Below are 25,229 nucleotides of genomic sequence, written 5' to 3' on the forward strand. Positions count from 1 at the left end.
AGCAGGCCGGAAGCCTTAAGCATAGCGCGAGGAGGCGGAAATAATAACCGTTATGAATTTAGTCGATGGAAAAAAAAGCAGCCAGAGGAAATCCCGGAGGACGGCTAACGCCTCCGGGATGTAGCAAAGTTATCAGGCAGTACGAGCAACCGCATCGCGAGTCGCCAGTTCGCGCTCTTTTCCGGTTAGCTCAGAAAGTTGGCCACCGCGCATTTCCAGCAGCCTGTCGGCATGCTGAAAGTAGTGGTCATCATGGCTGATAGCAAAAATGGTTTTACCCATTTGCTGCATCAGCGGCAACAGCACCTGGTAGAATTCCCGGCGGAAATGCGGGTCCTGATCCGCCGCCCACTCATCCAGCATGATAATATCTCGCTCTTCCGCCAGCGCCAGCAGCAGCGCTACGCGCTTTTTCTGTCCCTTCGACAGCTTCAGGTCGAGAATTTTACCGTTATCCAGCTCAAGCTTATGACCCATTTTCAGATAACCCAGCCACTTGTCTACCAGCGCTGAATCCGCCGTTTTCCCTTCCGGGCCCAGCAGTCTATCGAACAGCCAAACATCGGTAAATACCGCCGAAAACAGCTTACGATAATCTTCCGGTTTATCTGCCGCCATCGGCTGACCGTCGAGTAAAATTTGCCCGGAAACCGGTTGATATAACCCGGTCAGCAACATGGCCAACGTCGATTTGCCGCTGCCGTTACCGCCAATCAGGAATACCAGCTCACCGCGCTTGAGGGTCATATTAATCGGCCCCACGGCAAAGCTGTTATCAGGATAATGAAACGCGACATCGCGCAGTTCCAGAGTCTGCCAGTGGGGATGCGCCTGGGGCTGCGGGAATTCAGCGCGATACGGCGCAAGCGAAAACTTATGCAGCTTATTGAACGCCACCTGAGCGCTGAGCAGCGTTGGCAGCGCGCCAACCGCGGAAAGCAGCGGCGTGCGCAGAAATAACAGCGTCAGAGAGTAGGTTGCCGCCACGGCGGTATTGGCCCACCCGAGGCTATTAGCCATCCAGAAGACCAGGCCAATTGCGCCCAGCATCATAATATTCGACCAGTTCACCGCGCTCAAGTGGAAGGTGTCAGCGCGAACAATATGGTGGCGATATTCACGAGCATCAGGAAGATACAGCTGGTTAAACACATATTCAGCACGTTCGCGATTAAGGGTCAGCTCTTTACGCCCCTCGAGAACCGTCTGGTAATCGTGATACAGCTTGTCTTCGGTTTCGCGCAGAGAGGCCATATGTTTATAGACCCGCGACACCAGCATAAAGCCGCCCCAGATGGTTAACGCCATCCATAGCGCAGTGATCAGCATCATTTTTCCCGACAGCCAGGCCAGGTAAGCGGCGGAACCGAAGGTCAGAATAATCCCCTGCACCAGCTCTGGCAGGCGCACGAAGGCTATGGTGATATTGCGAATGTCGCTGGTTAAACCAGCCAGCAGCGACGCGCTGCCGATTTTCTCAATCTTTTCGATTTGGGTATCAAGAATACGCTTAATAAATTCGCCGCGAAGACGATAGACGAAGTGGTGCCCGAGCGTGGTCAACGCCAGTTGTGAGCCAAGCGTGACCGCCATCAGCAGCAACAGTAGGCCCAAAAATTCCGGCAACACCGTCAGCGAGGTATCGGCAATGGTCATCAGGCGCAGGTTTATAAAGGCAATGAGCCCGATCCCGAGCGCCGCGCTGAGCAGACTTAAAGCAATAACGGAAATAAACGGCCAGCGATACTGACGCCAGACAAGAAGAAGAAGTTCCATAAGACAACCCGGGCAAGCAAAAACAGCCAGCAGTTTAAACTGCTCGCCGATGACAGCAAGAATAATTCTTATTTTTATTCTTTATTGCCTGCCAGACGAAAAGTGAGACTGTAGCGGCAGCTACCGGTGTCGGGATGAGTCCCCTCTTTCAGCGGCTGAATACCGTGGTAAAACAGCCGTGATTCACCGCCCCAGACCACCACATCGCCGTGCTCCAGCAGCACCCGCCGGAGCGGATCGTTACGCTGTTTACCGCCAAACTGAAATACTGCCGGGAGCCCCAGTGAGACAGAGACAATAGGCGCGCGCAGATCGTGCTCATCTTTATCCTGATGCAGCGACAGCTTCGTCCCCGGTTGATAGCGGTTGATAAGACAAGCATCAGGCGCAAATCTCTCATAACCGCACGCAGAAGCGGCCTCTGTGGCCAGCTCTCGCAATAGCGGCGGCATCGGCGGCCAGCGTTTGCCCGTCAGCGGATCCTCGGGAGAGTAGAGATAGCCGTGCTGATTGGTAGTCCAGCCCAATTCGCCGCAGTTAGTCATCGCGACCGACATCGTATAGCCGCCAGGCGTCACCATCTGACGAAAAGGCGAACGGCTGGCAATATCAGTAATTGCCAACAACAAGGCCGGGGCGCGTTCGCGAGCATAGCGGCGTAAAATTACCGCCCCCGGTGCCAGCGGCTCTTGCCAGGGCGGCGTATCGGCAAAAAGATCGAGCATCAGTTCTCCTCAGTTTGCGCTTCGCGCGCTAGCAGTAATGCTTTACGCGCGATTCCCCAACGATAGCCGGACAGAGCCCCGCCCTCGCGAACCACCCGATGACACGGGATAACCATTGCTAGCTTGTTGGCGGCACAGGCGCTTGCCACCGCCCTGACCGCGCGGGGACGGTCAATACTTTGCGCCACCTGGCGATAGCTACGCGTTTCTCCCGCCGGGATCTGGCGCAGAGCCTGCCAGACCTGAAGCTGGAAAGCGGTGCCGCGAAGATCCAGCGGCAAAGAGATTAGCTGGCGATGGTCGTTAAGATGCGCAAATACCTGAGCGACTCGCTGATGAAAAACGTCATCACCAGGCTGCAGACGTGCATTGGGAAATATTTTGCCTAATTCCTCATGTAGCGACGTATCGTCATCACCCGGCAGCACGGCGCATATGCCCCGTTCACTTTCAGCCACCAGGCAGCGTCCCAGCGGGCCGTCGTCACATACCCAGGTAATATCGGTATCATCGCCGCCACGGCGAAACTGGCTGGCGGTCATTCCCAGCGCGGCATCAGCCTGCTGATAGTAGCTACTGGTATCCGGAAAACCGGCGGCCAAAGCAGCGTCCGTAACCGTCCGCCCCTGACCCAACGCCTCGCGTAAACGGCGCGCGCGCCAGGCCTGTTGCCAGGCTTTGGGCGTCATTCCGGTAACGGATTTAAAAAGACGGTGAAAATGAAAGGGGCTGACCGCAAGCTCACGGGACAGCGCTTCGAGAGTTATCGGTGTTTCTTGCTCCAGCAGACGACAAGCGGCGGCCACTTTTTCCACTTTCTGCTGCTGTGGATCGGTTTTATCCGGCTGGCAGCGTTTGCACGGGCGAAACCCTGCCGCCAGCGCGGCTTCAACGTTGGGGTAAAAACGCACATTCTCCCGCAGCGCCCGCCGTGAACGGCAGGACGGACGACAGCAAATGCCGGTGGTCAGCACGGCAAAAACGAACTGGCCATCGGCACGAATGTCGCGCTCGCATACAGCCTGCCAGCGACGCTCATCGGTATCAATCATCATCGGTTTCATAACGGACTCCTGCAGTAAGTGTATCTTCAGTCTGGGCCGAAGTCCGTTAGCAAAAACCCGAAATCTTGCGGTTTAATTTTTCTCGCCGACAAGGAACGCGCGGAACTGCGGCGACATCCAGGTTTTAAACCCTTCACCTTCTTTGATAATCATATACACTGCCAGTCCCTGTTCACGCACTACGTCCTGCGCCCTCTTCGGCCCTAACACCATCAGTCCGGTATCCCAGCCGTCGGCTTCCAGCGCCGTTGGGGCGATAACCGTCACCGAAACCAGCTTATGATCGATCGGTCGCCTGGTTTGTGGATCGATAACGTGCGAGATGCGCTTACCGTCCAGCTCATAGTAGTTGCGATAGCTGCCGGAGGTGCTGATACCGTGGCCGTTAATATCAACGATCGCCTGAACGGCGTTTTCGCGGTCGGTCGGCTTCTGGATCGCCACCCGCCACGGCTGCCCTTCGGCATTCATTCCGCGACTCACCAGCGCGCCACCTACGGAAACCAGGTAACGCGAGATCCCTTCTTGTTCCATCAGGCGCGCTAAGTGATCGGCAGCGTATCCTTCGCCCACGGTGGAAAGATCGACAAACAGATCCGGAATGTCTTTTTGCAAAAACTGCTTGTCAGCCTGGTTAATAACCGTCAAATGCTGTAACCCACTGCGCGCTTTTGCCGCGGCAATTTGCTGCGCATCCGGCGTTTTTACCGGCTGTTTATCCGGGCCAAAACCCCATAAATTGACCAATGGCCCGACGGTAATATCCATCGCGCCATGGGTTTTAGCGCCAATGCGCAGCGATAGGGTGACGATATCCGCCATCGCCTCACTGACCGGCCAGGGTGTGGTGCTCGGTGAATGGTTGAAACGCATCAGCGCCGAATCGTTTTTCCATGTTGAGAGCAGACGATCGTCGGCATCCAGCTGAGCCTGCACCTTCTGGCGCAGCTCCTGGGCCTTTGCTTCATCAACATTGATCACGCTGACTCGCCAGAACGTGCCCATGGTTTTACCATCCAGCACGGTGGCAGCAGATTTTGGCGTCTGTGGAGAGGTGGCTGAATCACAGCCTGAAAGTAGTACGCAGACCCCAAACAGGGCGGCGCGGAAAAAAGTGATATCCATAAAAATTGGCTTCCTCTTACTGGGATTCAAAGAGTACACCAGCAAGGTTAAACCGGGCATAAAAAAAGGCGCCATCGGCGCCTTTTTCGAAACTTCAGCGTGCTTAGAACTGGTAAACCAGGCCCAGAGCAACGATGTCGTCGGTAGAAACACCGGCGTTACGAGTAAAGCTGTTGTCGTCCAGCAGGTTGATTTTGTAGTCAACGTAGGTGGACATGTTTTTGTTGAAGTAGTAGGTCGCGCCTACATCAACGTATTTCAGCAGATCCTGGTCGCCGTAACCTTCCAGATCCTTACCTTTGGACTGCAGGTAAGCAACGGATGGACGCAGACCGAAGTCGAACTGGTACTGAGCAACAACTTCAAAGTTCTGTGCTTTGTTAGCAAAACCTTGGTTGCCAGCGCGAGTTGCGTTGTAGGTCTGGGTGTACTGAGTCGCCAGGTAGATATTGTTGGCGTCATATTTCAGACCACCGGTGTAGGTTTCAGCGTTGTCACCACGACCCAGAGCAGGTTGAGTGTTCTGATCGCTGGTACGTTTAGAGTGAGAATACGCGAAACCAGCGCTGATACCTTCCCAGATATCATAAGTTACAGCAGTGCCGTAACCGTCACCGTTCTGTTTGTTCCAGCTACGACCGTTATTGGTAGAACCTTCACCGCTTACGCTACCGTTTTTACCCTGATACTGCAGAGCAAAGTTCAGGCCGTCAACCAGACCGAAGAAGTCAGAGTTACGGTAAGTTGCAACGCCGTTAGCACGAGACTGCAGGAAGTTGTCAGAACCGTAGGTGTCGCCGCCGAATTCCGGCAGAACGTCAGTCCAGGAAGTCACGTCGTAGACAACGCCGTAGTTACGACCGTAGTCGAAAGAACCCGCGTCGCCGAATTTCAGACCTGCAAATGCCAGACGAGTCCATGCCTGATCGCTGGAGCTTTCAGTGTTGTTCGCCTGAACGTTGTATTCCCACTGGCCGTAACCGGTCAGCTGGTCGTTGATCTGAGTTTCGCCTTTGATGCCCAGACGCATGTAGGTCTGGTCGCCATCTTGGCCTTTGTCGTCAGAGAAATAGTGCAGACCGTCGATTTTACCGTACAGGTCTAATTTGTTGCCATCTTTGTTATAGACTTCAGCCGCATTTGCTGCGCCCGCTACCAGCAGAGCTGGTACCAGGAGGGACAGTACTTTAACTTTCATGTTATTAACCCTCTGTTTGTTATATGCCTTTTATTATTGCCACTGCTTACTGATTACCCTTCTAATCAGTCGGCTATTTCATTGTGCTGCAAAATACAGAATAATCCAACAAGAATATGATACTAAAACTTCTAAAATGTTTCCAAATGCGCACAAGATGTTTCAATTTGTAAATCAGAGGGAACTTTTTTTATCTCGATATAGACCATTTAAATAAGCACTAATAATCAAAAAATTAAAATTATCAAACAATATCAATATGTTATCAGGTTATATTCCTATAGCACTGAATGGTAAAACAAAAATCTCAACTGAGACTAAAATTAATCCCGCTATCATCATTAACTTTATTTATTACCGTCATTCAGTTCTGAATGTCTGTTTACCCCTATTTCCACCGGATGCCTCGCATCCGGTTTTTTTTACCCTTCTTTACACATCTTTAATTATTCCCATCCTGGCACAACAAAAAATAACGGTTATTAATCAAACAACTTACGCGCCGAGTTAAGGTTATTCGCACAATTTCTTGTTAATTAGTGCTATTTAATTTGAAAAATCGGTAAGTAATTGTACAAAAACAATCGCACTGTTCATGTTTGTCAGCCGCCGCGGATCTAAGATGAATCTCAAGGCAAATAAAACAATGTATGATATTCAGTTGTATGGATTTACGGCATTAGCCCTTATACTGGCTATAGCATCCGTCCTGCTCCCAGTTACCCGGGCGCAACGTTCCGTTTACAAACACTGATGAGTCATACTCTCACACGATGACCCCGAAAAAATTTTCCCTGATCCCCGGCAACATTACCCGTTTCTTCATTTTAATGGTCATCGTCCTGCTGGCGACGATGGGGGTCATGATTCAAAGCGCCGTCAACGCATGGCTGAAAGACAAAAGTTATCAGGTTGTCGATGTCAGCTATGACTTGCATAAGCGTATTGATACCTGGCGCTACGCCACCTGGCAAATATATGACAACATCGCGGCAACCTCTCCCGGCGCAACCGGAGAGAGCGGTTTACAAGAAACGCGTTTGAAGCAGGATGTTTACTACCTGGAGAAACCCAGGCGCAAAACAGAAGCGCTGATTTTTGGCTCTCATGACAGCTCAACGCTGGAAATGACGCAAAAAATCACCAACTATCTCGACATCTTATGGGGCGCGGAGACCATTCCCTGGTCGATGTATTACCTTAACGGACTCGATAACAGCCTTATTTTAGTTTCAACGCTGCCGTTAAAAGATCTCTCCTCCAGCTTTAAAGAGTCAACCATCAGCAGCGTCGTGGAGTCCCGACGGGCCGAAATGTTGCTCCAGGCAAATACATTAGATGAACGTGAGACATTTTCGTCACTGCGTCATCTCGCATGGCAGAACGGTTACTACTTTACTTTACGCACCACTTTTAACCAGCCGGGTCACCTGGCGACCGTTGTGGCTTTCGATCTCCCCATTAACGATCTCATTCCTCCCGGTATGTCGCTGGAGAGCTTCCGTCTTGAACCCGATCCGTCGCAAAGCATCAGCAACAATCCGGACAAAGAAGCCACCGATATCGTCAGCATCAACTTTAATGGCCCGCGGATTGAAATTACCACCACGATTAATACCACCGGTATGCGGCTGGTTTGGATGGTGCCCTTCAGCGAGCTGATTCTGGAATCCTTACAGAATATTTTGCTACCGCTGCTGTTGAATATCGGCCTGCTGGCGCTGACGCTGTTCGGTTTCACGACCTTTCGCCACTACAGCGGCCGTAAAGACGTGGTCAGCACAGCGGTATCTTCGACAGCCAATAGCGAATTGCGCGCCCAACGCGCAATCCATGAAGAGATTGTCTCGCTGCTGCCATTGGGGCTGTTGGTTCATGACCAGGAGGCTAACCGTACGATAATCAGCAATCCTATCGCCGATCATCTGCTGCCACATTTGAACCTGCAGAATATTATCAATATGGCCGATCAGCACCAGGGCGTCATTCAGGCCACAGTAAATAATGAATTGTATGAAATTCGCCAGTTCCGCAGCCAGGTCTCGCCGCGTACGCAAATCTTCATCATTCGCGATCAGGATCGTGAAGTTCTGGTCACCAGGAAACTCAAACAGGCTCAACGTCTGTACGAGAAAAACCAGCAAGGCCGCGCTGCCTTTATGCAGCATATCGGCGCTGCGCTAAAACAACCTGCGCAAACGCTGGCAGAAGAAGCGGCGGCGCTCGGTATTACTGAAAGCCATAAGCTGGCCCAGCATGCAGATGAACTGGTACAACTGGTGGATGAGATTCAACTGGCAAACCTCCTTGAGAGTGATAGCTGGAAAAGCGCCCAGGGCCTGTTCTCCATACAGGGACTCATAGATGAAGTGGTACCTGAAGTCTTACCGATCATCAAACGCAAAGGGCTGCAGCTACTGATTAACAATGCACTACCGGCAAATGAGCAACGTTACGGCGATCGTGATGCGTTGCGCCGCACGCTTTTACTGTTAATTCAGTACTCAGTCACCACTACTCAGATTGGCAAAATCACTCTGGAAGTGAGTAAAGATGAGTCGGCAGACGATCGCCTGACCTTCCGTATTCTTGATACCGGTAATGGGGTTTCCGGTGACGAAATCGATAATATGCACTTCCCGTTCCTCAACGAGACGCAGTCAGACCTCTATGGTAAAGCTAACGCCCTTACCTTCTGGCTCTGCGATCGCCTGACCCGCAAGCTCGGTGGACAGTTGAATATCAAAGCCCGCGAGTCGCTGGGTACCCGCTATTCCTTACATCTTAAAATGGCGGCCAGTGAAGAAGAGAGTGATTCAGGGGAACATCTACTGGATGATGTTGTGGTATTGCTTGATGTTACCTCTAATGAGGTGCGCCGTATCGTTACGCGCCAGCTCGAAAGCTGGGGCGCGACCTGCATCTCGCCGGATGATAGAATAACAAGTCAACAATATGATCTCTTTTTAACGGATAATCCGTCTAATCTTACTGCTTCAGGCTTGCTTTTAAGCGATGATGAAGTCGGGATTCATAAGATTAGCTCAGGTCAGCTCCGCGTCAATTTTAATATCAGCACCGCGATGCAGGAAGCTATTCTACAGCTGATAGAGCAGCAACTGGCTGATGAAGAGGGGCAGCACTCTCCCCCTGAAAGCGTGAGTAACGCCGAACTGCATGCCAGCGGCTATTACGCGCTGTTTGCCGACACGGTACCAGATGATGTTAAGAGGCTGTATAATGAACTGGCAACGAGCGATTTAGCCGCGCTGGCGCAAACCGCTCACCGCCTCAAAGGGGCGTTTGCTATGCTTAATCTGGTACCCGGCAAGCAATTATGTGAAACGCTTGAGCATCTGATTCGTGAAAAAGATACTCAAGGCATAGAAAAATATATCAGCGACATTGACGTCTACGTCAAGAGCTTGCTGTAGCAAGGTAGCCTAATACATGAACAATATGAACGTAATTATTGCCGATGACCATCCGATCGTACTGTTCGGTATTCGTAAGTCACTTGAGCAAATCGAGTGGGTGAACGTTGTTGGCGAGTTTGAAGACTCCACGGCATTAATCAACAATCTTCCTAAGCTGGACGCTCACGTCCTGATTAGCGACCTATCCATGCCCGGCGACAAGTACGGTGATGGGATTACGCTTATCAAATACATCAAGCGTCATTTCCCGGATCTGTCGATCATTGTACTCACGATGAATAACAACCCGGCGATCCTGAGCGCGGTACTGGATCTGGATATCGAAGGGATCGTACTGAAACAGGGCGCACCGACCGATCTGCCGAAAGCGCTGGCCGCACTGCAGAAAGGCAAGAAATTCACCCCGGAGAGCGTTTCGCGTCTGCTGGAAAAAATCAGCGCCGGTGGTTACGGTGACAAACGCCTGTCGCCAAAAGAGAGTGAAGTATTGCGCCTGTTCGCCGAAGGCTTCCTGGTTACCGAGATCGCCAAAAAGCTGAACCGTAGTATCAAAACCATCAGTAGCCAGAAAAAATCGGCGATGATGAAACTCGGCGTGGAAAACGATATCGCCCTGCTGAACTACCTCTCTTCCGTTTCTCTGAGTTCGACGGATAAAGACTAACCGCTCTCTTCCCGGATAGCGCCACGCTATCCGGGAAAATCCCTTACGCCCTTCCCTTGCGCACCCGTGTGGCATAGACCGTCAATGTTTGTTTGATAATATCAAGGGTTACCGGCTTGGATAAACAGCTATCCATACCGGACTCCAGACAGCGCTGCTTCTCTTCAGCCAGCGCATTAGCGGTCACGCCAATTACCGGCAACGTCAATCCCAGTTGACGAATGCGCTGAGTCAGTCGATAACCATCCATATTCGGCATGTTGACGTCACTGAGCACAATATCAATATGCTGTTTACTCAGCACGTTAAGCGCATCGACCCCATCGTTTGCGGTGACGCACTGATAGCCCAGAGATCCCAGTTGATCGGCCAAAAGACGCCGATTGATTGGATGATCATCCACCACCAGAATCATCATGTCATCATTGTCGGCAGTTTGCGTTTCTGGCGCGGATAGCACGGGGTCGTTTTCCGCGCTATCGACGGCGATATGGAAGATGCGTCCGAGCAGCGACAGCAGTTCATGCGGCGTCGTGACGCTATGCAACCACTCACCCGGCGCTCGCTCTAGCGGAATTCCGATATGCCGACGGCAGAAGATAATCACGGAGCTTCCTGGCCATGCCGCATTAGTCTCGCTATCGGTCAGCAAAATATCATCCATTCCCGGCGCTTGCCCTTTAAAACGACGGACCGGAATACCGTGGTATTTCAGCAACGACTCGACAAACAGCGCCAAAGAGGTGTTATCAATCGCCAGCCAACAGCATTTGTCAGACAGGCTATCAACAATCAGCGGCGGCGTATTTTGTACGCCATACAGTGGAATTCGAATAGTGAACCGGCTACCCATGCCCGGTTCCGTTTCGACAGCAATATCGCCATCCATCATGCTGATAAGCTTTTCACAAATCGCCAGACCGAGACCGGTTCCCTGGAAGTTACGCTGCACGCCGGTACCGACCTGGAAGAACGGGTCGAACAGACGCACGACTTCTTTTGCCGGGATCCCTTCTCCGGTGTCGCGCACGCTAATTTGTAGGTAGTCGCCCGCCCGCTCTACATGCAGGATAATGCAGCCGGTATCAGTAAACTTGATCGCGTTACTCAGCAGATTTGAAATAACCTGCTGCAAGCGCATCGGATCGCCGGACATCAGCTGCGGCACGTCGGGTTCAATAAAGCAGTACAGCCCAAGTTGTTTACGCACCACCAACGGCAGGTAGTTAGCGGAAATGTGGTTCATCACTTCACGCGGCGAAAACTCCCGTGGTTCAATTTTGAGCTGCTCGGACTCAATTTTCGAGAAATCGAGGATATCGCTGATAATTTTCAGCAGCAGGCTGGAGGAGTTATTCATCGCCGTCACCAGGCGATCAACCCCCTTCGGCAGCTCTTTCGTCTGCAGCAAATCGAGATTGCCAATAATCCCATACAACGGCGTGCGCAGTTCGTGACTGACGGTGGCAAGGAACATCGATTTCGACTGGCTGGCCTGTTCTGCGGCCTGGGCCATCTCCTGCAGCGACTCCTCCATTTTGACGCGCGCCGAGACATCCACCAGCACGCAAATCGCCACGTTTTCATTACGATAGCGCGAGTGAACGAAGCTGATTTGCAGATTGGTATTATTACTGGTCAGCACGTCAACAAAGTTCACCTGCTGACCGCAGATGATCTGCGTTAACCGCTGCCGGTCCTCATGCGTCAACATGTTGAGATAGTTATGCGCCAGCTCGTTACTCAAGATATTAGTGCCGTCGAGCGTACGTAAAATACAGATCCCTACCGGCGCGGAAGCCACAATTTTTCGGTTGAACTGCTCATGCTCTTCCAGACGTTGGGCGTCATTTTCTGCCGGAATAAAAATCCGCCGCTCATACATCCGGGCCAGCGCAAAGAGGATAACTCCGGTCAGGATATTGAGCACAATGGCGTTAAGGATCAGCATCCGGATGCGTTCTAACACCTGTTCCACCGACACTGAATAGACGATGCTCAAAGATGACGGTGGCAGGCTTTTTTTCATCGCCAGTTCGCGAAAGCCCGAGGTATAGCCAAACCATAACCGTTCCTGCATCCACTTCGCGTCAGGTTTAATATTGCTGTCTGACCCGGCGAGCGAAATGAGTGACTGACCGTTATCGTCAAGAATAGTGACGTTCATCGGCAAACTACCCGGAGTAAAGAAACTTTCCATGCGGATAGTTTGTTCCACGCCAAGCATCGCCTGCAGCCGGTTAGCCATATATATCGGCGTCAGCGCGTAAAAATACCCAACGCCTGGACGCACGCCCTGGCTTATCCAGAACAGGTTGTTGCCACGTTCGTTTTGTGGAGCATTATGATATTGCTCGATACGTTGATGTAAAACTTTAAGCGCCTGATCTCGCTCCAGCGGCACATCCCGCAGGCCGAAGTTAGCCATACAGAGGTTATCACTGCCAATCAAAAAGATACGGTTGAGATCATACGCCGTAGAGAAGTTGTCGCGCCAATAGCGCATGAACCACGCCAGCGACTGCAGAGAGTTACGCCAGGTGGTGCTCATTAGCGCGCAGTCGGAATCAGGGTATAGCGGTTCAAAATTAGGGATCGCAATATCGCCATTCTGTACTGGCGCATCACCGCCTTCACTGCCGTTCATTGGCCGGTTACCCACGACGTATTTCAGCTCTTTGATAACATCTGCCGTGCGCTGAATATAACGCTGCGCCTGATCGGCATTCAGATTAAATTCCTGACGAATTTCCGATTCCCGATCATGCAGGGCATTAACGATGTAAAACACCGAGACAAAAGCGATCAGCATCCACAGCAGTACCGCCAGCGCTCTGAACAGGTAGCGTGAAACCTTTAACGTCGTATGGAAAGAAGCTAGATATTTCAATGTGGCGATGCTCGGCCGTCAGGGGCTCAACAGAATGGGGTTAAGGTAACGATAAAATAACAGTCCCGCAACGGGGAAACAAAAAGGGCCGGGGATAACCCCGACCCTTTCAGAACAATTACCGCAGAGAATTACTCTTCATCTTCGGCGATGTCGTCGTCAGTATCCGCTTCCGGCGCGATATCCTCATCGCCTTCCGCTGCGCTGCCGTCGATGGCATCCAGTTCTTCATCATCAACCGGCTCAGCAACACGCTGCAGGCCCACCACGTTTTCATCTTCTGCGGTACGGATGAGGATAACACCCTGGGTGTTACGCCCTACCACGCTGACTTCCGACACGCGGGTACGCACCAGCGTACCGGCATCGGTGATCATCATGATCTGGTCGGTATCAGTTACCTGCACCGCACCCACCACGGAACCGTTACGCTCGGTCACTTTGATCGAGATAACGCCCTGCGTCGCACGAGATTTGGTCGGATACTCTTCAGCCGCAGTACGTTTACCGTAGCCATTCTGCGTCACGGTCAGGATAGCCCCTTCACCACGCGGAATAATCAGAGAAACGACTTTGTCCTCGCCTGCAAGCTTGATACCGCGCACGCCGGTCGCGGTACGACCCATCGCACGAACAGCATCTTCTTTAAAGCGCACGACTTTACCGGCAGCAGAGAACAGCATAACTTCATCCTGACCCGAGGTCAGATCGACGCCAATCAGCTCATCGCCTTCGTTGAGGTTAACCGCAATAATACCGGCCGAACGCGGACGGCTGAACTCGGTCAGCGCCGTTTTCTTCACGGTACCGCTGGCGGTGGCCATAAAGACGTTCACGCCCTCTTCGTACTCGCGCACCGGCAGAATAGCGGTGATACGTTCGTTGGCTTCCAGCGGCAGCAGGTTGACGATCGGACGTCCACGCGCGCCACGGCTCGCTTCCGGCAGCTGATAAACCTTCATCCAGTACAGACGACCACGGCTGGAGAAGCACAGGATCGTGTCATGGGTGTTGGCCACCAGCAGACGATCGATAAAGTCTTCTTCTTTAATACGTGCCGCAGATTTACCTTTACCACCACGACGCTGAGCTTCGTAATCGGTTAACGGCTGATACTTCACGTAGCCCTGATGGGACAGCGTCACAACAACATCTTCCTGGTTGATCAGATCTTCGATGTTGATATCAGCGCTGTTAGCGGTGATTTCCGTACGACGCGCGTCGCCAAACTGTTCACGGACCAGCTCCAGCTCTTCGCGAATCACTTCCATCAGGCGATCGGCGCTGCCCAGAATGTGCAGCAGTTCAGCAATCTGTTCCAGCAGCTCTTTGTATTCGTCGAGCAGTTTTTCATGCTCAAGGCCGGTTAGTTTCTGCAAACGCAGATCCAGAATCGCCTGAGCCTGCTGTTCGGTCAGATAGTACTGGCCGTCGCGTACGCCGAATTCAGGCTCCAGCCACTCAGGACGCGCGGCATCATCACCAGCACGTTCCAGCATCGCGGAAACGTTGCCCAAGTCCCATGAACGTGCAATCAAGCCAGCTTTCGCTTCCGCCGGGGTCGGCGCGCGGCGAATCAGTTCGATAATCGGGTCGATGTTGGCCAGGGCAATCGCCAGCGCTTCAAGGATGTGCGCACGATCGCGGGCTTTACGCAGTTCGAAAATGGTACGACGGGTCACCACTTCACGGCGGTGGCGTACGAACGCGGCAATAATTTCTTTCAGGTTCATAATTTTCGGCTGACCATGGTGCAACGCAACCATGTTGATACCGAAGGAGACCTGCAGTTGGGTCTGGGAGTAGAGGTTGTTGAGAACCACTTCACCCACCGCGTCGCGTTTCACTTCAATCACGATGCGCATACCGTCTTTATCAGACTCGTCACGCAGCGCGCTAATGCCTTCAACGCGTTTGTCTTTTACCAGCTCGGCAATTTTCTCAATCAGGCGCGCTTTGTTCACCTGATACGGAATTTCATGCACGATGATGGTTTCGCGACCGGTTTTCGCGTCAGCTTCCACTTCCGCGCGAGCGCGAATGTACACTTTACCGCGACCGGTACGATAGGCTTCTTCAATACCACGACGACCGTTAATGATCGCGGCGGTCGGGAAGTCCGGGCCCGGAATGTGTTCCATCAGCCCTTCAATGCTGATGTCTTCGTTATCAACATAGGCCAGACAGCCATTGATGACTTCGGTCAGGTTGTGCGGCGGAATGTTGGTCGCCATCCCGACCGCGATACCGGACGAACCGTTCACTAACAGGTTCGGGATTTTGGTCGGCATGACGTCAGGGATCTTCTCCGTGCCGTCATAGTTATCGACGAAATCCACCGTCTCTTTTTCCAGGTCGGCCATCAGCTCGTGGGCGATCTTCGACATACGGATTTCCGTATAACGCATCGCTGCGGCGGAGTCGCCGTCAACCGAACCAAAGTTACCCTGGCCATCTACCAGCATGTAGCGCAAGGAGAATGGCTGTGCCATACGGACAATGGTGTCATAGACGGCAGTATCACCATGAGGGTGGTATTTACCGATGACGTCACCCACGACACGGGCAGATTTTTTATAGGCTTTGTTCCAGTCATTGCCCAATACGTTCATGGCGTATAGTACGCGACGGTGTACCGGCTTCAGGCCATCTCGGACGTCCGGCAGCGCACGGCCAACAATGACCGACATCGCATAATCCAGATACGAGCTCTTCAGCTCTTCCTCAATGTTGACCGGTGTAATTTCTCTCGCAAGGTCGCTCATCTAACCGCTATCCCTCTACTGTATCCCGGATTCAAAGGTCGCAAATTATAACACAGCCGCGGTGATACGGGTAAACCTATACCCAATGAATTTCGCGCCGTGACAGGGACAGGTATAGACGGTTTATTCATCGCGGAGGCCTGATATACTTGCCGGTCTGAACTGAACAGGAGTAATAGCGCCCATGAATGCCGAAAAACCGTCGGTGTCCCACAACGTTGACCATAATGAAATCGCTAAATTTGAAGCCGTCGCATCGCGCTGGTGGGATTTAGAGGGTGAGTTCAAGCCATTGCATCGCATTAATCCTTTGCGTCTTGGCTATATTGCGGAGCGCTCAGGCGGCCTGTTTGGTAAGAAAGTGCTGGATGTCGGCTGCGGCGGCGGCATCCTGGCAGAAAGCATGGCCCGGGAAGGGGCCACGGTCACCGGTCTGGATATGGGATTCGAACCGCTGCAGGTGGCAAAACTGCATGCTCTGGAAAGCGGCATTCAAGTCGAATATGTCCAGGAAACCGTTGAAGAGCACGCGGCGAAGCATGCCCAACAGTATGACGTGGTTACCTGCATGGAGATGCTGGAGCACGTCCCGGACCCGCAGTCGGTGGTCCACGCCTGCGCGCGGCTGGTGAAACCCGGCGGACAGGTCTTCTTCTCTACGATTAACCGCAACGGTAAAGCGTGGCTGATGGCGGTCGTGGGTGCCGAATACGTGATGAAGATGGTGCCGAAGGGAACTCATGACGTGAAGAAATTCATTAAACCCGCGGAGCTGATTGGTTGGGTTGATCAGACTATTCTGAAAGAGCAGCATATTACTGGCCTGCATTACAATCCGCTGACCAACACCTTCAAGCTGGCACCCGGCGTTGATGTTAACTATATGTTGCATACAACAGCCAAAAGCGCATAACGTCAGCTGCTTTTCTTATGATGATTGCGCGGCATCAAGCCGCGTGATTTTTTCTTCCGATGAAGAAATCAGCACTCGATCAAATTTTCATTTTTTTTTCTGATTTATTGACATCTCTTCCAGGCCTTATGTGGCGTGGACTTAGCGATCATTACGCTTCCGCAACCTCAATTTAACCTCAAAATCAACTCTTGTACTCAAAAGAATCCTTACTAGAATACTCACCATATAGCGTTTCTTTTATCGACCACCCCCTACATATAGTATTTATCCACAGAGTTAGTCACAACGGCTATCTGTGGATAAGTGGGGGATATTTTCTTTCACGGACAGGTATAATCCACATGAATCAGAGTCTGCTGGTGACAAAGCGTGACGGTAGCACCGAGCGCATCAATCTCGACAAAATCCACCGCGTGCTGGATTGGGCGGCAGAAGGACTGAATAACGTTTCGATTTCTCAGGTAGAACTGCGTTCACACATTCAGTTCTATGACGGCATCAAAACCGCCGATATTCACGAAACTATTATTAAAGCCGCTGCGGACCTTATCTCCCGCGAGGCACCGGATTACCAGTATCTCGCCGCGCGTCTGGCGATTTTCCATCTGCGTAAAAAAGCCTACGGCCAGTTTGAGCCGCCAGCGCTGTTCGATCACGTGTCAAAGATGGTGAAAAACGGCAAATACGATACTCATCTGCTGGAAGACTACACGGAAGAAGAGTTCAAGCAGATGGATTCGTTCATCGAGCACGATCGCGACATGACCTTCTCCTACGCGGCGGTTAAGCAGCTGGAAGGGAAATATCTGGTACAGAACCGCGTGACCGGTGAGATCTACGAAAGCGCCCAGTTCCTGTACATTCTGGTTGCCGCCTGCCTGTTCTCTAACTACCCGCGCGAGACGCGTCTGGACTATATCAAGCGTTTCTATGACGCGGTGTCCACCTTTAAGATCTCGCTGCCAACGCCGATCATGTCCGGCGTGCGTACCCCAACTCGCCAGTTCAGCTCCTGCGTCCTGATTGAGTGCGGCGACAGCCTGGATTCCATCAATGCCACCTCCAGCGCGATTGTGAAATACGTTTCCCAGCGTGCCGGTATTGGTATCAACGCCGGTCGTATCCGCGCGCTAGGTAGCCCGATTCGCGGCGGCGAAGCGTTCCACACCGGTTGTATCCCATTCTATAAGCACTTCCAGACTGCGGTAAAATCCTGCTCGCAGGGCGGCGTGCGCGGTGGTGCGGCGACTCTCTTCTACCCAATGTGGCATCTGGAAGTTGAAAGCCTGCTGGTGCTGAAAAATAACCGTGGTACCGACGCTAACCGCGTTCGTCACATGGACTACGGCGTACAGATCAACAAGCTTATGTACACCCGTCTGCTGAAAGGTGGAGATATCACCCTGTTCAGCCCGTCCGACGTTCCGGGCCTGTACGATGCATTCTTCGCCGACCAGGACGAGTTCGAGCGTCTGTACACTCAATATGAGCAGGATGACAGCATCCGCAAACAGCGTATTAAAGCGGTTGAACTGTTCTCGCTGATGATGCAGGAACGCGCCTCTACCGGCCGTATCTACATTCAGAACGTTGACCACTGCAACACCCACAGCCCGTTTGACCCGGTTGTCGCACCGGTGCGCCAGTCCAACCTGTGCCTGGAAATCGCCCTGCCGACCAAACCACTGGATGATGTGAACGACGAAAACGGTGAAATTGCGCTGTGCACCCTGTCCGCTTTCAACCTCGGCGTTATTGATAGCCTTGATGAGCTGGAAGACCTGGCGGTACTGGCGGTTCGCGCTCTGGACGCCCTGCTCGATTACCAGGACTACCCGATCCCGGCCGCTAAACGCGGCGCGATGGGTCGTCGTACGCTGGGTATTGGCGTGATTAACTTCGCCTACTATCTGGCGAAGCACGGTAAACGCTACTCCGACGGCAGCGCCAACAACCTGACGCATAAAACGTTCGAAGCCATTCAGTACTACCTGCTGAAAGCTTCTAACGAGCTGGCTATCGAGCAGGGCGCATGCCCGTGGTTTAACGAAACCACCTATGCGAAAGGCATTCTGCCGATCGATACCTATAAAAAAGATCTCGATGCTATCGTCAGCGAATCCCTGCACTACGACTGGGAAGCCCTGCGCGAATCAATCAAAACACACGGCCTGCGTAACTCCACGCTCTCCGCGCTGATGCCGTCCGAGACCTCTTCGCAGATCTCCAACGCCACTAACGGCATTGAACCGCCGCGCGGTCACGTCAGCATCAAAGCGTCGAAAGACGGTATCCTGCGTCAGGTGGTGCCGGATTACGAAAAACTGCAAAACGGCTACGAGCTGCTATGGGAAATGCCGAACAACGACGGCTATTTACAGCTGGTGGGCATTATGCAGAAGTTTATCGACCAGTCGATTTCTGCCAACACCAACTACGACCCGACGCGTTTCCCGTCAGGAAAAGTGCCGATGCAGCAGTTGCTGAAAGACTTGCTCAATGCCTATAAATTCGGCGTCAAAACTCTGTACTATCACAACACCCGTGATGGCGCGGAAGATGCTCAGGACGATCTGGCTCCGTCCATCCAGGACGATGGCTGCGAAAGCGGCGCATGTAAGATCTAAGTTATTTTGCCGGGTGGCGCTACGCTTACCCGGCCTACGGTTTTGTAGGCCCGGCACACAAAGTACCGCCGGGCGATACAATCTCAACAGGACTCACTTCAATGGCATACACCACCTTTTCACAGACGAAAAATGACCAACTGCTTGAGCCAATGTTTTTTGGTCAACCGGTGAACGTCGCTCGTTACGATCAGCAAAAATATGACATCTTCGAAAAGCTGATTGAAAAACAGCTCTCCTTCTTCTGGCGTCCGGAAGAGGTTGACGTTTCCCGTGATCGTATCGACTACCAGGCGCTACCGGAGCATGAAAAACATATCTTCATCAGCAACCTGAAGTATCAGACGCTGCTCGACTCCATCCAGGGACGCAGTCCGAACGTCGCTCTGCTGCCGCTGATTTCGATTCCGGAACTGGAAACCTGGGTTGAAACCTGGGCGTTTTCCGAAACTATTCACTCGCGCTCCTACACCCATATCATCCGTAATATCGTCAACGATCCGGCGGTGGTGTTTGACGATATCGTCACCAACGAGCAGATTCAGAAACGCGCGGAAGGGATCTCCAGTTATTACGATGAATTGATCGAGCTAACCAGCTACTGGCACCTGCTGGGCGAAGGTACGCACAGCGTTAACGGCAAAACCATTACCGTTAACCTGCGCGAGCTGAAAAAGAAACTCTACCTGTGCCTGATGAGCGTGAACGCGCTGGAAGCCATCCGTTTTTACGTCAGCTTCGCCTGCTCCTTCGCCTTTGCCGAGCGCAAGCTGATGGAAGGCAACGCCAAAATTATCCGCCTGATCGCCCGTGACGAAGCGCTGCACCTGACCGGCACTCAACATATGCTGAACCTGCTGCGTTCTGGCGTCGATGACCCGGAAATGGCGGAAATTGCTGAAGAGTGCAAGCAGGAGTGCTATGACCTGTTCGTGCTGGCGGCGCAGCAGGAGAAAGAGTGGGCGGACTATCTGTTCCGCGATGGTTCGATGATCGGCCTGAACAAAGATATCCTCTGTCAGTATGTGGAGTACATCACCAATATCCGCATGCAGGCAGTCGGTCTCGATCTGCCGTTCCAGACCCGCTCCAACCCGATCCCATGGATCAACACCTGGCTGGTGTCCGATAACGTGCAGGTTGCGCCACAGGAAGTGGAGGTCAGTTCTTACCTGGTCGGGCAGATCGATTCCGAAGTCGACGCCGACGATCTGAGCAACTTCCAGCTCTGATGAAACGCATTTTTTTGAAGATTTCTGACACTCGCCTTGAGTGTCAGGATGAGCACCCTTCGCTCCTCGCAGCCCTGGAATCGCACAATATCGACGTGGAGTATCAGTGCCGCGAAGGTTACTGCGGTTCTTGCCGCACGCGGCTGGTTTCCGGTCAGGTTGACTGGCTCACCGAGCCGCTGGCGTTTATCCAGCCGGGAGAAATTTTGCCCTGCTGCTGCCGGGCAAAAGGGGATATTGAAATTGAGATGTAATGCTTAGAGCCTATCCCAACAGGCGTTATTGGCGCAGACAGTTTGGACCCGGACAGCGCGCAGAAATCGTCCCCTTCACCGTTGTTATCACCCCAAAAGTGCTCCCATGAAGCACGCGAATAAATAGCAATGCTTCGATAGAATGGCAAAGCGGATATAACGCAGTCACTACCAAAAAGGCCAGAGAAGAAAACATCAGAACTGTTTTATTCGAATATTTCCCTACCCGCTGCCCGGCAAACGGGCGAATAATAATCGCCGCGATCAGAAAACAGGTTACCAGCTGTCCGGCTTTGTCAGCGGTGGCATGCAAATTGTCGGCAATATAAGTGCCTCCATCAACGGGTCACAGAAGGCAAAATTTAAACGATCCGCTGCACAAAACGGCAATAAAATTTTCGCTTTAAGTTCGAATATGCTCGATATCAAACAAAAATAAATAAACACGTGCCTTAATGATGTAAAACGAACATCGGGGGCACAGAATGAATTCTGCCAACTCAGACTTCGAGGTCATTATTATTGGCGGCGGCGCAACGGGTGCCGGAATTGCGCGCGACTGCGCGCTGCGCGGACTGAAGGTGGCGCTGGTTGAGCGTTATGATATCGCTACCGGGGCTACTGGCCGCAACCATGGATTGCTGCACAGCGGCGCGCGCTATGCGGTCACCGATAGCGAATCAGCGCGGGAGTGCATCAGCGAAAACCGCATTTTACGCCGCATCGCCCGCCACTGTATTGAACCGACCTGCGGATTGTTTATCACCCTCCCCGAAGACGACCTGGCCTACCAGCAAACCTTTATTACCGCCTGTCAACAAGCGGGCATCGATGCCAATCCTCTGACACCTGCCGAAGCGCTGCGTATTGAGCCTGCGGTTAACCCAACGCTGCTCGGCGCGGTGCAGGTTCCTGACGGCACAGTCGACCCGTTCCGCCTCACTGCCGCCAATATGCTGGATGCTCGCGAGCATGGCGCCTTGATTTATACTGGCTGCGAAGTGACGGGTCTGCTGCGCAATGGCGATACCGTCAGTGGCGTACAACTCTACAACCACTCACAGCGTCAGGCGCAGGCTCTACGCGCCAGCGTGGTGGTTAACGCTGCCGGGATCTGGGGGCAGCGCATCGCCGAATATGCCGACCTGCGCGTCGCCATGTTCCCGGCTAAGGGCTCGCTGCTCATCCTTGACCATCGCATTAACCAGCAGGTTATCAACCGCTGCCGTAAACCTGCCGATGCCGATATCCTGGTCCCCGGCGATACCATCTCGCTGATTGGTACCACCTCAACGCACATCGCTTACGATGAGATTGATGACAATCGGGTCACCGCCGCCGAAGTTGATATTCTACTGCGCGAAGGCGAAAAGCTGGCCCCAGTGCTGGGCCGTACTCGAGTACTGCGCGCCTACTCCGGCGTGCGCCCGCTGGTCGCAAGCGATGACGACCCGAGCGGACGTAGCGTCAGCCGCGGCATCGTTCTGCTCGACCACGCCGAGCGCGACGGTCTGAACGGCTTTATTACCATTACCGGCGGCAAGCTGATGACCTATCGCCTGATGGCGGAATGGGCCACCGATGCCGTATGCCGTAAGCTCGGTAACGCCGTCGCCTGCACCACCGCCGACACGCCGCTGCCGGGATCGCAAGAACCCACGGAAACCACCCTGCGCAAAATTATCTCTTTACCCGCGCCGCTACGCGGGTCGGCTATTTACCGCCACGGCGACCGCACCCCGGCATGGCTTGGCGATAGCCGTCAGCACCGTAGCCTGATCTGCGAATGCGAGGCGGTCACCGCCGGAGAAGTTCAGTACGCAGTAGAAAATCTGGCGGTAAAAAACCTGCTCGATTTACGCCGCCGTACCCGGATTGGCATGGGAACCTGCCAGGGCGAGCTTTGCGCCTGCCGCGCCGCCGGACTGCTCCAGCGTTTCAACGTCACCACTTCCGCCCGCTCGCTAACGCAGCTGTCCGAATTTCTCAACGAACGCTGGAAAGGCGTGCAGCCCATCGCATGGGGCGATGCACTTCGCGAAAGTGAGTTCACCCGCTGGGTCTATCTCGGCCTGTGCGGGCTAGAAAAGGAGCATCAGGATGAAGTTTGATTGCGCGATTATCGGTGGCGGACTCGCCGGACTCCTGTGCGGACTGGCGCTAAATCAACGCGGCCTGCGTAGCGTGATTATCAGCCGTGGTCAGAGCGCCCTGCACTTCTCTTCCGCCTCGCTGGATTTACTCTCCGCGCTGCCGAACGGCGAAACCGTCACCGATGTCGCTCACGGCATCGGCCAGTTAACAAAGCAGCTTCCCGAACACCCTTATGCCAGACTTGGCGTCAAACAGGTCATGGAGTACGCCGCGCAAACCCAGAGCCTGCTTACCTACTGCAATATCGCTATGCAGGGGGATGCCAGCCAGCCGCATCTGCGGGTCACACCGTTAGGCACGCTACGCGCGGCCTGGCTTTCACCGCAGGAGATCGCCACCGCACCGCTGCCAGCCCGTCGGGTTGGCCTGGTCGGCATCAGCGGTTTTGCCGATTTTCAACCGCACCTGGCCGCCGCTTCACTGAACCAGAACGGCATCAGCGCCACTGCGCAAGAGATTGATTTACCGCTGCTCGACGTCCTGCGCGATAACCCGTCCGAATTTCGCGCCGCCAATATTGCCCGCCTGCTGGATGATGAAATCCACTGGTCCGCGCTGCTGATGGCTCTTCGTCCGCTGGCGCAACAACACGACCTGCTAATCATGCCCGCCTGCTTCGGTCTCGCCGACGACCGGTTGTATCGCTGGCTCCAACAGCGTCTGCCCTGCCCGCTTCGCCTGCTGCCCACTCTGCCGCCGTCGGTGCCGGGCATGCGTCTGCACGCCCAGCTACAGCGGCAGTTCGTCCGCAGCGGCGGCACCTGGCTTACCGGCGACGAAGCGGTCAATATCAGCCACCAGGACGGCCTTGTTAACGCAGTCTGGACGCGTAACCACGGTGATATCCCACTGCGCCCGCGCTTCACGGTGCTGGCCAGCGGCAGCTTTTTTAGCAATGGGCTGGTCGCCGAACGAAACGGCGTGCGGGAGCCGATTCTTGGCCTCGACCTTCAGCAGACTCTGCCGCGCGAAAACTGGTATCAACGGGACTTTTTTGCCTCACAGCCCTGGCAGCGCTTCGGCCTGAAAACGGATGCCTCCCTGCGCCCGCAGCTTCATGGGGAGACGCTGGAGAATCTGTTCGCCATCGGTTCTGTGCTCGGGGGTTTTGACGCCATCGCGCTGGGATGCGGCGGCGGCGTCTGTGCGGTGACAGCGCTACACGCCGCGAAGCTGATCAGCGAGCTTGCTGGAGGTGAATCATGAACGACACCCGATTCGAACACTGTATTAAATGCACCGTTTGCACCACGACCTGCCCGGTCAGTCGGGTCAATCCGCGCTATCCAGGGCCAAAACAGGCTGGTCCGGACGGCGAACGCCTGCGCCTGAAAGACGGGGCGCTTTACGATGAAGCCTTAAAATACTGCATCAACTGCAAACGCTGCGAAGTCGCCTGCCCTTCCGACGTCAAAATCGGCGATATTATCCAGCGGGCACGCATCCAATACAGCCAGCAAAAGCCGACATTACGCGATGCGATCCTCAGTCATACCGATCTAATGGGGACGCTCTCCACGCCGTTTGCTCCACTGGTCAACGTTGCCACCGGTCTAATGCCGGTACGCCGGATTCTGGATGCGGCGCTCAAAATCGACCATCGCCGCATGCTGCCCAAATATGGCTTTGGCACCTTCCGCCGCGCCTTTCGTCAACTGGCCGCCCAACAGGCGCAGTACAGCGAGCAGGTGGCGTTCTTTCACGGCTGCTATGTGAACTACAACCATCCTCAGCTCGGCAAAGATCTGGTTCATGTACTGAATGCGATGGGCATCGGCGTTCAACTGCTCAGCAAAGAGAAGTGCTGCGGGGTGCCGCTGATTGCCAACGGTTTTTTTGCTAAAGCGCGTAAACAGGCGCTGAGCAACGTCACCGCGATGCGGGAAAATAGCCTGCCGATTGTCGCCACGTCATCAACCTGCACCTTTACCCTGCGCGATGAATATCCGCACGTGCTTGATATCGACAACCACGACATTCGCGACCGGGTCGAGCTGGCAACCCGCTGGATCTGGCGTCAGTTGGATGCGGGTCGGCCTCTGAAGTTAAAACCGCTGCCGCTGAAGGTGGTTTATCACACGCCTTGTCATATGGAGAAAATGGGCTGGTCGCTGTATACCCTTGAGCTGCTGCGGCTAATCCCCGGATTACAGCTTGAAGTGCTCGACTCCCAGTGCTGCGGGATCGCCGGAACCTACGGGTTTAAGTCGGAGAACTACGACTCATCGCAGGCGATTGGCGCACCGCTGTTCCGGCAAATTGAAGAGAGCGGCGCTGACCTGGTAGTGACCGATTGCGAAACCTGCAAATGGCAAATTGAGATGTCCACCAGCAAACGCTGCGAACATCCCATCACCCTGCTGGCGCAGGCGCTGGCCTGAGGTCAGCGCCTGCGATGGGGA

16 protein-coding genes and 1 pseudogene are annotated in these 25,229 nt (G+C 53.6%); 9 read left to right on the top strand and 8 right to left on the bottom strand.

Features of this window, described 5'->3' with window-relative positions; all coding sequences use genetic code 11:
* Positions 1–132: 132 nt before the first annotated feature.
* From QVF11_RS01275 to QVF11_RS01295, 5 genes are all read right to left on the bottom strand, one after another.
* Positions 133–1,776: a multidrug ABC transporter permease/ATP-binding protein gene (locus QVF11_RS01275; RefSeq protein ID WP_287854940.1), complete on the bottom strand. Its 1,644-nt coding sequence runs from the start codon at positions 1,774–1,776 to the stop codon at positions 133–135.
* Between the two features lie 74 nt (positions 1,777–1,850).
* A complete protein-coding gene (alkB, locus tag QVF11_RS01280) occupies positions 1,851–2,501 on the bottom strand; it encodes a DNA oxidative demethylase AlkB (RefSeq protein ID WP_287854942.1) in 651 nt (216 codons plus the stop codon).
* The gene (gene ada, locus QVF11_RS01285) at positions 2,501–3,565 is read right to left on the bottom strand and encodes a bifunctional DNA-binding transcriptional regulator/O6-methylguanine-DNA methyltransferase Ada (protein ID WP_112213035.1); all 1,065 of its coding nucleotides are present in this window, start codon (positions 3,563–3,565) and stop codon (positions 2,501–2,503) included. The genes alkB and ada overlap by 1 nt, the downstream gene beginning before the upstream one ends.
* Before the next feature lie 72 nt (positions 3,566–3,637).
* The gene (gene apbE, locus QVF11_RS01290; protein WP_287854945.1) at positions 3,638–4,690 is read right to left on the bottom strand and encodes an FAD:protein FMN transferase ApbE; all 1,053 of its coding nucleotides are present in this window, start codon (positions 4,688–4,690) and stop codon (positions 3,638–3,640) included.
* 103 nt (positions 4,691–4,793) lie between these two features.
* The gene (locus tag QVF11_RS01295) at positions 4,794–5,888 is read right to left on the bottom strand and encodes a porin OmpC (RefSeq protein WP_287854946.1); all 1,095 of its coding nucleotides are present in this window, start codon (positions 5,886–5,888) and stop codon (positions 4,794–4,796) included.
* Between the two features lie 773 nt (positions 5,889–6,661).
* Here QVF11_RS01295 and rcsD point away from each other — a divergent pair.
* Together rcsD and rcsB are read left to right on the top strand one after the other, a co-directional pair.
* Positions 6,662–9,322 (top strand): phosphotransferase RcsD, encoded by a 2,661-nt coding sequence (gene rcsD / locus QVF11_RS01300; RefSeq protein ID WP_287854948.1) that lies wholly within the window; start codon positions 6,662–6,664, stop codon positions 9,320–9,322.
* A gap of 16 nt (positions 9,323–9,338) precedes the next feature.
* Complete coding sequence (gene rcsB, locus QVF11_RS01305) at positions 9,339–9,989, top strand: response regulator transcription factor RcsB (RefSeq protein WP_110272326.1); 651 nt, start codon at positions 9,339–9,341, stop codon at positions 9,987–9,989.
* Positions 9,990–10,032: 43 nt separating this feature from the next.
* On the opposite strand, the gene rcsC is transcribed toward rcsB, so the two are convergent.
* Both rcsC and gyrA read right to left on the bottom strand, forming a co-directional pair.
* Positions 10,033–12,879, bottom strand: coding sequence for a two-component system sensor histidine kinase RcsC (gene rcsC, locus QVF11_RS01310; protein WP_287854950.1), 2,847 nt, complete (start codon positions 12,877–12,879; stop codon positions 10,033–10,035).
* Positions 12,880–13,010: 131 nt separating this feature from the next.
* Entirely contained in the window at positions 13,011–15,644 is a 2,634-nt protein-coding gene (gyrA, locus tag QVF11_RS01315; RefSeq protein WP_142513003.1) for a DNA topoisomerase (ATP-hydrolyzing) subunit A, read from the bottom strand.
* A gap of 184 nt (positions 15,645–15,828) precedes the next feature.
* Between gyrA and ubiG the strand changes: the two genes are divergently transcribed.
* The 4 genes from ubiG (at position 15,829) to yfaE (ending at position 20,673) form a co-directional block, all read left to right on the top strand.
* On the top strand, positions 15,829–16,557 hold the full coding sequence (gene ubiG, locus QVF11_RS01320; RefSeq protein ID WP_287854952.1) for a bifunctional 2-polyprenyl-6-hydroxyphenol methylase/3-demethylubiquinol 3-O-methyltransferase UbiG: 729 nt from the start codon (positions 15,829–15,831) through the stop codon (positions 16,555–16,557).
* A 344-nt stretch (positions 16,558–16,901) separates the two neighbouring features.
* Positions 16,902–19,187, top strand: a complete 2,286-nt coding sequence (gene nrdA, locus QVF11_RS01325) for a class 1a ribonucleoside-diphosphate reductase subunit alpha (protein WP_287854953.1) — start codon at positions 16,902–16,904, stop codon at positions 19,185–19,187.
* 101 nt (positions 19,188–19,288) lie between these two features.
* Positions 19,289–20,419: a class Ia ribonucleoside-diphosphate reductase subunit beta gene (nrdB, locus tag QVF11_RS01330; protein WP_112213027.1), complete on the top strand. Its 1,131-nt coding sequence runs from the start codon at positions 19,289–19,291 to the stop codon at positions 20,417–20,419.
* Positions 20,419–20,673, top strand: coding sequence for a class I ribonucleotide reductase maintenance protein YfaE (gene yfaE, locus QVF11_RS01335; protein WP_002913017.1), 255 nt, complete (start codon positions 20,419–20,421; stop codon positions 20,671–20,673). Before nrdB ends, yfaE begins: the two co-directional genes overlap by 1 nt.
* Positions 20,674–20,728: 55 nt before the next feature.
* Here the strand turns inward: yfaE and QVF11_RS01340 are convergent.
* Positions 20,729–21,001 (bottom strand): annotated as a pseudogene (locus QVF11_RS01340) (MFS transporter); the annotation flags it as partial.
* A 157-nt stretch (positions 21,002–21,158) separates the two neighbouring features.
* Between QVF11_RS01340 and glpA the strand changes: the two are divergent.
* Genes glpA through glpC form a run of 3 tightly spaced genes read left to right on the top strand, consistent with a single transcriptional unit; the run spans position 21,159 to position 25,208 of the window.
* On the top strand, positions 21,159–22,784 hold the full coding sequence (glpA, locus tag QVF11_RS01345; RefSeq protein ID WP_287854957.1) for an anaerobic glycerol-3-phosphate dehydrogenase subunit A: 1,626 nt from the start codon (positions 21,159–21,161) through the stop codon (positions 22,782–22,784).
* The gene (glpB, locus tag QVF11_RS01350; protein ID WP_287854958.1) at positions 22,774–24,033 is read left to right on the top strand and encodes a glycerol-3-phosphate dehydrogenase subunit GlpB; all 1,260 of its coding nucleotides are present in this window, start codon (positions 22,774–22,776) and stop codon (positions 24,031–24,033) included. The genes glpA and glpB overlap by 11 nt, the downstream gene beginning before the upstream one ends.
* Entirely contained in the window at positions 24,030–25,208 is a 1,179-nt protein-coding gene (gene glpC, locus QVF11_RS01355; RefSeq protein WP_287854960.1) for an anaerobic glycerol-3-phosphate dehydrogenase subunit GlpC, read from the top strand. Before glpB ends, glpC begins: the two co-directional genes overlap by 4 nt.
* The last annotated feature ends 21 nt before the right edge of the window (positions 25,209–25,229 follow it).

Source organism: Klebsiella sp., assembly GCF_027492335.1.
Classification (GTDB): domain Bacteria; phylum Pseudomonadota; class Gammaproteobacteria; order Enterobacterales; family Enterobacteriaceae; genus Klebsiella; species Klebsiella huaxiensis.